Raw genomic sequence first — 12252 nt, forward strand, 5'->3', positions numbered from 1 at the left:
CGGCAAAACATCACCGCAGGATGCGGGTGCTGGCAGAATCCGGGCCATGACGACCGATCTCCCCGGCCCCGCTCAGGAATCCGTCCGTACCCTCCTACGATCCGGCGCCCGTGTGTTCGTCGCGGGCCACCGCGGCCTGGTCGGCTCGGCGCTGGTGCGCCGCCTCACCGCCGAGGGGCACGAGGTGGTCACCCGCGACCGTGACCGGCTCGATCTGCGCGACGCCGTCCGGACCGAGGCGTTTTTGCGCGAGGCCCGTCCGGACGCGGTGGTGCTGGCCGCCGCCAAGGTCGGCGGGATCATGGCCAACAACACGTATCCGGTGCAGTTCATCGAGGACAACCTGCGCATCCAGCTGAGCGTCGTCGCAGGGGCGCACGCGGCCGGGGTCGAGCGCCTGCTCTTCCTCGGCTCGTCCTGCATCTACCCCAGGCACGCCCCGCAGCCGATCCCCGAAAGCGCTCTGCTCACCGGTCCGTTGGAGCCGACCAACGAGGCGTACGCGCTGGCCAAGATCGCCGGAATCGTGCAGACCCGCTCCTACCGCCGGCAGTACGGCGCCTCGTACATCAGCGCCATGCCCACCAACCTCTACGGCCCGGGCGACAACTTCGACCTGGAGTCCTCGCACGTGCTGCCCGCGCTGATCCGGCGCTTCCACGAGGCGCGCCGGGACGGTTCGCCCACGGTCACGCTCTGGGGCTCCGGCAGCCCCCGCCGGGAGTTCCTGCACGTGGACGACCTCGCCGCCGCGTGCCTTCTGCTGCTGGAGCGGTACGACGGCGACGAACCGGTCAACATCGGCTGCGGAGACGATCTGACGATCCGCGAACTGGCCGCCACGGTACAGGAAGTGACGGAGTATCAGGGAACTGTCGAATGGGACACGACGAAGCCCGACGGCACCCCGCGCAAGCTGCTCGACATCTCCCGGCTCGCCTCGCTGGGTTTCGCGCCGCGGGTCGCGCTGCGCGACGGGATCGCCCGGACCTACGCATGGTGGCTGGACCGGCAGACCGCCCAGGTCTGAATCCAGCTGAACGCCGGTGATGCATAAGGGACTTCGCGCCAATCTCATCGACGTCCGCCGCTTTCAGTAGGCCCCGCGGCCGTCGGTGACGGCGCGCAGTGTACGGGCCATGAGCCCCATGTCCGTGGCCACCGACCAGTTGTCGACGTACCACAGGTCGAGCGAGACCGTTTCCTGCCAGGACAGGTCCGAGCGGCCGCTGACCTGCCACAGACCGGTCAGTCCGGGCTTCACCTTCAGTCGCCGGAACTCGCGCTCGTCGTAGCGGGACACCTCCTCCGGCAGTGGCGGGCGCGGGCCGACCAGCGACATGTCGCCGCGCAGCACATTGAGAAGCTGAGGGAGCTCGTCGAGGGACGTCCGGCGCAGCAGGCGGCCGATTCCGGTCACCCGGGGATCGCGGCGCATCTTGAACAGCGGGCCGTCGACCTCGTTCGCGGTGCGGAGCCGGTCCTTCTGGGCCTCGGCGTCGGCCACCATGGTGCGGAACTTCCACATCGTGAATGGCCGGTTGTGCTGCCCCTGCCGGATCTGACGGTGGAACACCGGCCCGACGGAGCCGAGCCGTACCGCCGCCCCGATCAGCACCAGCAGAGGTGTCAGCACCAGTAGACCCAGGGCGGCGCCGACCCGGTCCACGACGGCCTTCAGGGCCGGTTGCGGCCCCCGGCGCAGCGGCGGCGCGACGTGCAGCAGGGTGAGCCCTGCCGCGGCGGTGGCCCGTATCCGGCCGGCCGCGATGCCGGAGAGGCCCGGGAGAACGGACAGTGCGAGCCCGCCGTCGTGCAGTCCCCAGGAGAGCCGGCACAACCGCTCCTCGGAGAGCTGGGGCCCGGGGACCACCAGCGCCAGGTCCGCGTCCTGGGCGAAGGCCCCGCCCAGCACGGTCGACACGTCGTCGTCGGCCGGTGCCGGCGCCAGCCGGCCCGGCACCGGCACCCCGCACTCCAGCGGCGCGGTGCCCACCGGGACCGCGGCCACGACCGAGTACGGATGATCCGCGCGGGCCGCGAGCAGCCGGACGGCGCGATCCACGCCCTGAGCCTCGCCCACCACCAGCACCCGCCGGACCACCCGCGGGCGGCGCCCCGGCCACGGCAGCCGCCGCAGGGCCTGCGCCGCGATTCCCGCCGGCAGGCCGGGCAGCAGCGCCACGACCGCCGTCGCCGGGTCGAGCGCGTCGCCGGTCGCGGTGTGCAGCACGGCGAGCACGCCTATGAACAGCAGCCAGTCGCCGACCGTGCTCAGCATCCCCGGCGGTCCGTCCGCCGGCCGCCTCGTGTACCGGCCGCGTACGGCCCGCAGCGCGGACCACGCCAGTGCGGCCACGGCCGCGGCCAGCACGGCCCGGGACTCTCCGCCGGTGCGCAGTACGAGCAGGGCCGGAACTCCGAGGCCGAGCAGCTCCACACCGGCGACCACGGGTATGCACCGGGTCGCCCCGGTCTTCGCGGCGGCCGGTCCGGAACGCTCACGCGGTGCGGTCGGCGCCTGCCACAATTCTTCGAGTCCGTTGCTGCGAGGCCGATTCGGGACGGTGCGCGGACGTGGCGCCCCCGCCAGACCCACGGGTCCGGTTCTGTCCGAATCAGGTAGCTCGACATGCCCCATGAACCCCCCAGTCACAGTTGCATCGTCACAAACGGGGCGCATCCGCCGATCTCATGGACTGACGGATGCGCCCTCGCTCGGTGCACGATATCCACAGACGTGCCATTTCGCTGGAGTTCTCGTGAAGTTCAGACATGCGTACTGACTCGGATCTCGTCCCGTTCCGCGCCGGATCACTGGGTCTGTGAGTAAGTGTTGGCATTTGGAATGCACCTGAATCGGGTTGTGTGCGGACATGTACGCCGGTCAACTGCATGGCGTGTCCACCAGGTTGGTCTGCGGCAGTGTGCTGTCGGGAGACCTTCCCCGGCCAACAAACGAGCGAGTGTGCATGTGGTGACGGCCGATGGCCGGATTGTGTCGTTGTGGAAGCTGCGGTGTCGGTGGTGCCGGAGCGACGTGTGGTGCTCAGCGGCTGTCGAGTTCGTCGTCCGGCCGGGACGGCCAGGCGGCCGCCGCCCTCCCCGGGGCCAGATGGTCGACCACTTCGGCCAGTTCCTCGCAGGCGCGCTCGATCCGGTGACGGATGTTGCTCTGTTCGGTCACGACCGCCGCGAGCAACAGCGCGGTCAGCGCCACACAACCGTTGAGCACGGCGAGGTTGACCATCACATGAAGGATCGTCTGGCCCTCGAACGGACCCACCCCCGCCGTTCCCGCGATCGCCGCCAGCACCGACACCAGCAGCGCGCAGGGCGCGCTCCCCGCCAGCTGGAAACGCAGGGCGGCCCAGATGAGCAGCGGGAAGACCAGATAGATCATCGCCAGTGAACTGCGGGTCGCCACCAGCGAGACCACGACCGAGACGATCAGCAGCGCGCTCGCCTCGATCCACCGGTCGGTGGTCCGGGGCATCCGCAGTCTGCGCAGCACGAGCAGCAGGGGAGTGACGACGAGCACCCCCATCGCGTCCCCCGACCACCACGCCGCCCAGACCGGCCAGAACCCGTTCAGGGGCAGCTTCCCGTCCAGCACGAGCATGCCCGTGCCCACGGTGGCGCTGACGACCATCCCGGCCAGCGCCCCCAGGAAGACCAGCATGACCCCGTCGCGCAACCGGTCCAGCTCCTCGCGGAATCCCGCTCTGCGGAGTATCAGGTACGAACAGACCGGGGCCGCGGTGTTCCCCGCCACGACCGCGAAGGTGGAGGGCGTGACCGAGCCGCTGAGCGTGGCGACGACGAGCAGGGAGCCCAGTGCGATCCCGGGCCAGGCGCTCAGGCCCAGGTAGATCAGGGCCCCCAGCGCGATGCCCGTCGGTGGCCACAGCGGTGTGACGACCGCGCCGTGTACGGACACCTCCCGGATGAGGCCGAGACCTCCGCCCGCGTAGTAGGCAGCGGTGACGGCCAGGACACGTAGTGCGGCCACGGCCGCACGTCTGGTTCTCTCGCTGCGGATCACACATCTCATCAGACACCGCCCCGGACGGGTGGCGGCTGTTTGACACGCTGGGCCGGTTCCGCGGTCCCGGCCCGGGCCGCAAGGCCCAGGATCCGCCTCCGCCCGCGGCCTCCGCCGGCGGCCGGGTGCGGTCCCGTGCCGCATTCCCGGCCCCGGCCGGGCACGCGGTCCCGTGCCGAGTCATCAGTCCCGGCCGGGTACGGTCCCGTGCCGCACCACGAGCACCGCGGCGTCGTCCTGGTGCCCGGTCTGCTCCGCCGCGCGCAGCACCGCGTCGGCCAGTTCACCGGCGTCGGCGCCGACCCTCGCGTGCACCAGCCGGGTCACCGCGTCCAGGCCCCGGTCGATCGGGAACGAGGGCCCCTCCACCACGCCGTCCGTGACCAGGACGAACGCGCCCGGGGCGGTCAGTCGCCGCCGGGTGACCGGATAGTGCTCGCCCGCCTGGATCCCCAGGGGCAGCCCGCCCTCGTCGTCGGTCACCCCGGACCGCCCGTCGGCCGTGGCCCACACCGCCGCGACATGCCCGGCCCGGGCGCTCTGCAGCTCCCGGGACACCGGGTCGAGGCGGATGAACGTACAGGTCGCGAAGAGGCCGGAGCCCACCGAGACCAGCAGGTCGTTGGTCCGGCCCACGACCTCGCCGGGATCCGCTGCGGTGGCGGCTATCGCCCGCATGGCGATCCGTATCTGACCCATGAACGCGGCGGCCTCGACGTCGTGCCCCTGCACGTCCCCGATGGCGAAGGCCAGCGCACCGTCCGGCAGCACGAAGCCGTCGTACCAGTCACCGCCGATGTCCAGCCCGCTGCGGGCCGGTGTGTACCGGGCGGCGGTCTGGAGCCCCGGCCGGGCGGGCAGCGCCGCCGGGAGCATCTCGCGTTGCAGCACCTCGGCCAGCTCCACCCGGGCCTGGTGCAGCTCCACCTCGCGGCGCGCCCGGGAGGTGAGCTGTTGCAGCGTGGTGAGCAACTCCTCGGCACTCGCCGAACGGGGAGGACGACGCCGGTTCATGGGCCGCTCCGCACTGCGCTCGTCGGCGTGGCGCAATCCGGGGCATGCCGCGGCTGGGCCGTCCGGGGTATCGACGGGCCGGATCCCGGTGCGACGTCCGGCCGTCGCCCGCTTTCGGTGCAATTGGACACCCTGCATCCTATTTCGGCGGTGTGATCCCCGCAGGACGAGCCGGAACGCGCGAACCCGCCCGGCCGGGTGGATCCTGGTGGCAGGACCGCGTCGAGGCGGCGCATCGCGACCGGACGCGGTCGCAGGAGGTGCGTGATGACCCGCACGCTGGAGTGGAGACTGCGCCTCGGCCTGACCGAGGACGACGGTACGACCAGGGCGGAGGCGGTACTGGACACCGGCTCCGCACAGCTCACCGGACACGGGGTCGCCCGCTGCAATCCGCAGGACGTGGACGTACCGGCCATCGGCGACGAGCTCGCGGCGAGCCGGGCCATGAAGGACGTCGCCACACAGTTGATGAAGGCCGCCGACGCGGATCTGGAAACCGTGGGCGCCGGCCCCGCGAGCGGCCCGGTGGCCCCGCCCTACGCCTGGACCGACACCACGGCCTGAGTCCCCGGGAGCAACCGTGACCCGCATTTCGACGACCGTGGACGGTACCCGTTACGAGCACGGGGCAGGGCCCCGGCTGCTGCTGTTCCACCACCTCAGGGACCACCTGGGCCTCATCGGCACCCCCATCGGCTGCGAGACCGGGAACTGCGGCGCATGCATCGTCGAACTCGACGGCGACAGCGTGAAGAGCTGCTCCGTACCGGCCGTCCAGGCCGACGGCGGCCGAGTGACGACCGTCCTGGGCCCCGTCACCGACGGCGAATTGTGTGACCCGTGCTTCCCGCACCCGTCATCGACGCGACCGCCGTGGCCGTGGGGCTCTCCCGGCCACTGTGCGCCGCCGGTGTGGCCACCGGCCCGGACCGCACACAGCTGTTCCTGGGCGCTCTCGGCCTGCTCTACCCCGCACGGCGGGCGGGCCGGCTCACCCCGTGCGGCAGCCGGGACGACCTGGAGCGCTACGACCGGGTGTTCGCCGCCTGCTTCGACCGGGCCCCGCGACCGCACCACCCGGCCCGTTCCGCGGCCCATCCGAAGCCGCGGCCACGGGCGGTGGGCACCGTTTCCCGCCCGCCGTGCGGCCCCGACGACAACGTGGCCGGGCGCGACACCGGGTCACGCGAGCCCGGCATGATCCAAACGAGAGGCCCTGGCTCGGCCGAGGACCTGCGCCACCGCGACATGGCCGGCCCGACCGCCGCCGAAGGCGCACAACTGCGGCGCCTGCTCACCGCGTTCGCGCTGAGCTGCGAACTCCGGCGCACCGCCGGAACGCGCCCCTCCCGACGCCGCGGTACGGACCCCCGGCGCACCGTGCGCGAACTGCCGCGGCACAGCGGCGAGCCAGTGCTGCTCGCCACCCGGACGAGCCGGCTGCGCCGGCCGGCGCACCGCGTGGTGCGGGCCGACCACCGCAAGGCGCAGCCGGGTTGCGCGCCGCTCGCGGCGGGCACGGCGGCCGCGCTGCCGCACGTGGACGCGTCCGTCGACGGACACGGTCCGGCGGTCCTGGAGCAACTGGCCTCGGTGGTACGGGGGGTGGCGTCCGATGCGTGAGATCCTGCCGGTGCTCGGCCGCTGGTACGCGGCGGGGGAGCCGTTCGGGCTCGCCACTGTCGTCGCGGTGAGCCGCAGCGCGCCGCGCGGCACGGGCGCGGCGATGGCCGTGGGCCCGGACGACGAGGTCGTGGGCAGCGTCTCCGGAGGCTGCGTCGAGGGAGCGGTCTTCGAACTCGCCAAGGACGTCGTGGAGACCGGCCGGGCCCGGTTGGAGACCTTCGGCTACAGCGACGAGGACGCCTTCGCCGTCGGGCTCACCTGCGGCGGCGAGATCACCCTCCTCGTGCGCCCGGTCACGGCGGCGGCCGACCCCACCTTCGGCGAGGTCGTCGCGGCGGTCGCCGGGCACCGTCCGGTGGTGGTCGCCACCGTGACCGGCGGTCCCGCACCACGCGGGGCCACCCTCGCGGTCCGGCCGGACACGGTATCGGGATCGCTGGGCGCGAGCGGCCTGGACGCGGCCGTGACCGCCGACGCGCGCGGGGAACTCGCCCAGGGGACAACAGGGTCGCGGCACTACGGACCGAACGGCGAGCGGCGCGAGGACGAGGTCACGGTCTTCCTCCAGTCGTTCGCCCCGCCGCCCCGGATGCTGGTCTTCGGTGCGATCGACTTCGCGGCCGCGGTGGCCCGGATCGGCGCGTTCCTCGGATACCGGGTCACCGTCTGCGATGCCCGCCCCGCCTTCGCCGACGCCCGGCGCTTCCCCGCCGGCGCCGAGGTCGTCGTCGACTGGCCGCACCGATATCTGCGCGGGACGGAGACCGACGGGCGGACCGTGATGTGCGTACTCACCCACGACCCCAAGTTCGACGTGCCGCTGCTGGAGGTGGCACTGCGCACCCCGGCCGCCTACATCGGCGTCATGGGAAGCCGCCGGACCCACGAGGACCGGCTGGCCCGGCTCCGCGAGACGGGTCTGGACGACGGCGAACTGACCCGGCTGCGTTCTCCCATCGGCCTCGACCTCGGGGCACGCACCCCGGAGGAGGTGGCCGTCTCCATCGCCGCGGAGATCGTGGCCCTGCGCTGGGGCGGCACCGGCAGCCCGCTCACGGACACGGCCGGGGCGATCCACCGTCCTGCCCCGGACCGGACCGGTCCCGGGCCTTCTCCAAGACCGATGGGACCGGTGGGACCGGCGTGATTCATGTGAGGAGCGGACCATGCAGCTGCAGAACTCATTCACCGTGCCCGTCCCGGCCGACGAGGCCTGGCGGACCCTGCTCGACATCGAACGCGTCTCGCACTGCATGCCGGGCGCGACCGTGGAAGAGTTCGACGGCGACACCGTCAAAGGCTCCGTGAAGGTGCGGGTGGGACCGATCACCGTGACGTACCGGGGCACGGCGACCTTCCTGGAGAAGGACGACGCGGCCCACCGCATGGTCCTGTCCGCGCGGGGCGACGAAGTACGCGGCCGGGGCACGGCGAGCGCCACGGTGACCGGCACCCTGACCGAGCACGACGGCACCACGACCGTCTCCGTGACCACCGACCTCACCGTCACCGGCCGGCCGGCCCAGTCCGGCCGTGGCGTCATGAGCGATGTGAGCGACGGCCTCGTCGGCCGGTTCGCCGACTGCCTCGCACAGCGGCTGTCCGCGACACGGCCCACCGCTTTTGCCCCACCCGCGGCGAGTGCCGCCGCCGGCACGCCGGACAGCGCGGCGGACACCGCGCCGACGCACGGGGCCGAGCCGGTCGATCCGCTGCGTGCGGCGGGCGGACCGGTGGCACGGCGCGCCGTGCGGGCCCTCGCCGTGGCCGCACTCGCCGCACTGGCCGTGCTGCTCGCCCGGCGCGGCCGCCGCCACTGCCGCTGCGGCGGACTGTGCCGCACGTGTCACAGCTGCTGACCGCCGCCGGAGCCGTAGCGTTGCCCACGGAAGTGACCGATTCCGTACCGCCGGCCCCGTTCCGCCGGTTCGGTGCCGCCGGGTCCTTGGGGGACGTCATGTGCTGGAGCGCGACCGCCGACCTCGTCGCCGGCACGGGCATCGCCGCCATCGGGGTGGCGTGCGTCGCACGGGTGCGGCAGGTGCGTGATCTGCCGGTGGCGGCGCTGCCACTGCTGCTCGGCGCCCACCAGATCATCGAGTCCGTGATCTGGCGCTCGGGCGGCGGAACCGGCCCGGCCACCCTCGCCTGGGCCGTCATCGCCCTGCCGGTGCTGCCGTTGTGGGTCGCCCTGGGGGTGCTGTGCGCCGCCCCGCCACAGGCCCGGCGCCGCCTGCTGGTCCCCGTCGCGGCCGCCGTCGCCACCGCCGTGCCGCTCGCGTACAGCCTGGCGACCCGCCCGGTGACCGCCGAGATCCGTGGCCACACCCTCGGCTACGCCCTGGACCTGCCCCGCTCCGGACTGCTCGTCACCGGATATCTCCTGGCCACGGTCGGCGCCCTGCTCCTGTCCGGTGACCCGGTACTGAGGTCGCTCGGGGCGACGGCCGCGGCCGGCGCCGTCGTCTGCGCGGCGCTGTGGCGGCTGGAGTTCGTCTCGACCTGGTGCGCCTTCGCGGCGGTGTGCTCGGTGATCCTGCTGGTCCGGACCCGTTCGGACCCCGCGGCCCGGTCCGCCCCGGGTCCTTCGTCCGGATCGGGCCGGATCGGGCACCGGAGCACGCGAGCCCGGCACGGTCCGGACGAGCGGCCCTAGACCGGCCGGGGCAGCCCGATCGGGTTGGGGAACGGCAGCAGACTCGCCCCCAGCACCAGCCGGGTCGGCAGCTCCAGGTCGGCCAGCAGCTCGTCCACGGCGCTCTCGGTGAGCGGGCGCAGCAGCCGGGCGGCCAGCCGGTCGGTGGTGTCCTCGACGAGCTCCCGCTCCTGGCGGCCGCGCGATGTGGCGGCCGACTCCGCGTCGATCAGGCCCCGGGAGCGCAGCCGTTCCTCCGCGTCCGCCCACTCCGCCTCGCTCCAGCCGCGGTCGAGCCGGATGCCCTCACGCGGGACCCGCCCCGTGGCCGCGGCGAGGACCAGGGCCTCGGGCGCGTCGAGGCCGTGGTCGGCGAGCGCGGCGATGTGCGCGGCACCCCGGAACTCCCGCAGCGCGGTGGTGAGTTGCCAAAGGTTCTCCACCGGGTCGGTGCGGCCGCACAGCGCTCGGTCGGCGGCGAACAGCGGGCGGGCCGGAGCGGCCGCTTCCGTCACCATCGCGGTGAGTGGCGGTACGAGCCGGCCGGCCAGGGAGTCGATCCCCGGGACCAGCCGGCGCAACGCACCGGCGGCCAGCCGGGCTCGCAGGTCGGTGAGTTTCTCGGGGGTGACGACACGCCACGCGTCGGGCAGCGCGCGGGCCACCATGCCGGGTGCGAAGACCCCCAGGACCGCGGCGGCGGCCTCGGGAAGGATCCGCCCCATGGGGGCCGTACGAGTGGCGAAGTACCCCATCCAGAAGCCCTTGAGACCGACCGATCTCCCGATGCCCCGGCACTCCTCGTCGAAGTAGAGCACTGCGTGGAGAGGCTCGGTGCGCAGCCACAGGGTGCGGGGTCTCGACTCCATGCGGCCAACCTAACGCGCGATGTGCCGGCCACGCCCGGCGACGGCGGACGGGAGCCGCGGGCCCCGGGGGAGTGCCGACGGGCCCCCGTCGGCACTCCCCGGTCCCGACGGGCCCCGTCGGGACAGCCCGGTCCGTCCGCCGGCCGACCGCGTCCGGCCCACGGTTCAGCCGTCGGCGCCGAAGTGCCGCTCCACGATCGCCGCGGCGTCGGTGCCGCGCGGCAGGACGCCGTACTGGTTGCCGCGGCCTTCCCCGAGCCGGGCCGCCACGAACGCCTCGGCCGACGCGGCCGGTGCGTGACGGAGCATCAGCGAGGCCTGCAGGGCCAGCGCCATGCCCTCGACCGACGCCCGCGCCCGGGCCTGCGCCGCGAGCGGGTCACGCAGGTCCTCGGCCAGCTCCCGGCGCACCCGGCCGACATGCGCGTCCAGTACGGAACTGGCGCCGGCCGTGGTCTCCAGCTCGGCCCAGAAGGCGTCCAGCGACTGCGGGGTGCGCCCGATGCCCCGCAGCACGTCGAGGGCGATGACGTTGCCGGAGCCCTCCCACACCGCCATCACCGGCTGCTCGCGGTAGCGCCGGGCCAGTGGCCAGTCCTCGGTGTAGCCGTTGCCGCCCAGGCACTCCAGCGCCTCGTAGGCGTGGTGCGGGCCGCGCTTGCAGATCCAGTACTTGGACACCGCGGTGGCGAGCCGGCGGAACATCTCCTCGGACTCGCCGCCGCCGCTCTCGTACGCGTGGGCCAGCCGCAGCGCGGTCCAGGTCGCGGCCTCCGTCTCCAGCGCCAGATCGGCGAGGACCGCCGTCATGGCCGGCTGGTCGGCCAGCCGGGCGCCGAAGGCGCTGCGGTGCCGGGCGTGCCAGATCGCCTCGGACACCGACTGGCGCATTCCTGAGGTGGTGCCCAGCACACAGTCGAGCCGGGTGTGGTTGACCATCTCGATGATGGTCGGGACACCGCGGCCGGGTTCGCCCACCCGTACCGCCCACGTGCCGTCGAACTCCACCTCGGAGGAGGCGTTCGACTTGTTGCCGAGCTTGTTCTTCAACCGCTGGATCCGGACCGTGTTGCGGGTTCCGTCGGCCAGCACCCGCGGCACGAGGAAGCAGGTCAGCCCGGCCCCGGCCTGGGCCAGCACCAGGAAGGCGTCCGACTGCGGGGCGGAGAAGAACCACTTGTGACCGGTCAGCAGATGGGCCCGGCCCTCGGGGTCGGAGGCCAGCGGAACGGCCCGCGTGGTGTTGGCGCGTACGTCGGAGCCGCCCTGCTTCTCCGTCATCCCCATGCCGAAGGTCAGCCCGGACTTGCTGCCCGGAGCGACCATCCGGGGGTCGTACGAGCGGCTGAACAGGCCCGGCAGCCAGTCCCGGCCCACGTCCGGATCGTGCTGGAGGACCGGGACCACGGCGTGCGACATGGACATCGGGCAGCCATGGCCGGGCTCGATCTGGGTGAACAGCATGAAGGACGCCGCGCGCGCCACCGCCGCCCCGGGCTTCGGGTCGGCCCAGCCCGCGGTGTGCGTGCCGTGGGCGACCGCCGCGCCGATGATCTCGTGGTACGCGGGGTGGAAGTCGATCTCGTCGACGCGGTTCCCGTACCGGTCGTGGGTGCGCAGGGCCGGCGGCGAGGCATGGGCGCGCTCCGTGTCGAGCTGGAACTGTCCGGAGCCGACGAGGGTGCCGATCCCGTGCAGCTCCGGTTCGTGCCAGGCCGCCCCGAAGGTGCGGACGGCCTCGGTGAGCGGCAGGTTGGTGCCGTACTCGTCGAGGTCCACCCGGGGCGGTGCCTGGTTGGTGACCTCGTGGGTGGGGTGCGGCGCGGAGGCCGCCGGCCGCGGGTCGGTCCGGTGCTGGGTGACGGTCATGGCGGGTGGTCCTGTCCTGGGTGGGGGGTTCTGGTGGACGGTCGGGGCGGTGGGGGAGGCGTGGTAACCGGTACGGCGGTCGGGGGCCCGGGTGAGGGACAACCGGGCCCCCCCCCCCAGAGGCACCCAGCGGGGTTTGTCTCAAACACCGGCGCCCGACCCCGGAGCGCCCCCACCCCCGGGCGCCGGCC

11 protein-coding genes and 1 pseudogene are annotated in these 12252 nt (G+C 73.4%); 7 read left to right on the forward strand and 5 right to left on the reverse strand.

Going from position 1 to position 12252, the window contains the following annotated elements:
- Positions 1-46: 46 nt before the first annotated feature.
- On the forward strand, positions 47-1030 hold the full coding sequence (locus ACGF8B_RS31835) for a GDP-L-fucose synthase family protein (RefSeq protein WP_392745477.1): 984 nt from the start codon (positions 47-49) through the stop codon (positions 1028-1030).
- A 63-nt stretch (positions 1031-1093) separates the two neighbouring features.
- Here ACGF8B_RS31835 and ACGF8B_RS31840 read toward each other — a convergent pair whose 3' ends face one another.
- The 3 genes from ACGF8B_RS31840 to ACGF8B_RS31850 all read right to left on the reverse strand — a co-directional run bounded on the left by ACGF8B_RS31840 (position 1094) and on the right by ACGF8B_RS31850 (position 5059).
- On the reverse strand, positions 1094-2641 hold the full coding sequence (locus tag ACGF8B_RS31840) for an exopolysaccharide biosynthesis polyprenyl glycosylphosphotransferase (protein WP_392745479.1): 1548 nt from the start codon (positions 2639-2641) through the stop codon (positions 1094-1096).
- Positions 2642-3049: 408 nt separating this feature from the next.
- Entirely contained in the window at positions 3050-4045 is a 996-nt protein-coding gene (locus ACGF8B_RS31845) for an MASE1 domain-containing protein (protein WP_392745481.1), read from the reverse strand.
- A gap of 183 nt (positions 4046-4228) precedes the next feature.
- Positions 4229-5059 (reverse strand): PP2C family protein-serine/threonine phosphatase, encoded by an 831-nt coding sequence (locus tag ACGF8B_RS31850; RefSeq protein WP_392745482.1) that lies wholly within the window; start codon positions 5057-5059, stop codon positions 4229-4231.
- 267 nt (positions 5060-5326) lie between these two features.
- Here ACGF8B_RS31850 and ACGF8B_RS31855 point away from each other — a divergent pair, with 267 nt between their 5' ends.
- From ACGF8B_RS31855 to ACGF8B_RS31880, 6 genes and pseudogenes are all read left to right on the forward strand, one after another.
- Positions 5327-5626, forward strand: a complete 300-nt coding sequence (locus ACGF8B_RS31855) for a DUF1876 domain-containing protein (RefSeq protein WP_392745484.1) — start codon at positions 5327-5329, stop codon at positions 5624-5626.
- A gap of 16 nt (positions 5627-5642) precedes the next feature.
- A pseudogene (locus ACGF8B_RS31860) lies at positions 5643-5891 on the forward strand ((2Fe-2S)-binding protein); the annotation flags it as partial.
- A gap of 11 nt (positions 5892-5902) precedes the next feature.
- Positions 5903-6685: a hypothetical protein gene (locus tag ACGF8B_RS31865; protein ID WP_392745486.1), complete on the forward strand. Its 783-nt coding sequence runs from the start codon at positions 5903-5905 to the stop codon at positions 6683-6685.
- The gene (locus ACGF8B_RS31870) at positions 6678-7835 is read left to right on the forward strand and encodes an XdhC family protein (RefSeq protein WP_392745487.1); all 1158 of its coding nucleotides are present in this window, start codon (positions 6678-6680) and stop codon (positions 7833-7835) included. Before ACGF8B_RS31865 ends, ACGF8B_RS31870 begins: the two co-directional genes overlap by 8 nt.
- 19 nt (positions 7836-7854) lie before the next feature.
- Complete coding sequence (locus ACGF8B_RS31875) at positions 7855-8547, forward strand: SRPBCC family protein (RefSeq protein ID WP_392745489.1); 693 nt, start codon at positions 7855-7857, stop codon at positions 8545-8547.
- Between the two features lie 98 nt (positions 8548-8645).
- Positions 8646-9344 carry a DUF6629 family protein gene (locus ACGF8B_RS31880; RefSeq protein ID WP_392745677.1) on the forward strand — a complete coding sequence of 233 codons (699 nt, stop codon included), beginning with the start codon at positions 8646-8648 and terminating at the stop codon, positions 9342-9344.
- Here the strand turns inward: ACGF8B_RS31880 and ACGF8B_RS31885 are convergent.
- Both ACGF8B_RS31885 and ACGF8B_RS31890 read right to left on the reverse strand, forming a co-directional pair.
- Positions 9341-10192 carry a hypothetical protein gene (locus tag ACGF8B_RS31885; protein WP_392745490.1) on the reverse strand — a complete coding sequence of 284 codons (852 nt, stop codon included), beginning with the start codon at positions 10190-10192 and terminating at the stop codon, positions 9341-9343. The genes ACGF8B_RS31880 and ACGF8B_RS31885 overlap by 4 nt on opposite strands.
- A gap of 165 nt (positions 10193-10357) precedes the next feature.
- Positions 10358-12061 carry an acyl-CoA dehydrogenase family protein gene (locus tag ACGF8B_RS31890; RefSeq protein WP_392745492.1) on the reverse strand — a complete coding sequence of 568 codons (1704 nt, stop codon included), beginning with the start codon at positions 12059-12061 and terminating at the stop codon, positions 10358-10360.
- Between the last annotated feature and the right edge of the window lie 191 nt (positions 12062-12252).

The organism is Streptomyces sp. NPDC047917 (genome assembly GCF_043204345.1).
Taxonomy (GTDB): domain Bacteria; phylum Actinomycetota; class Actinomycetes; order Streptomycetales; family Streptomycetaceae; genus Streptomyces; species Streptomyces sanglieri.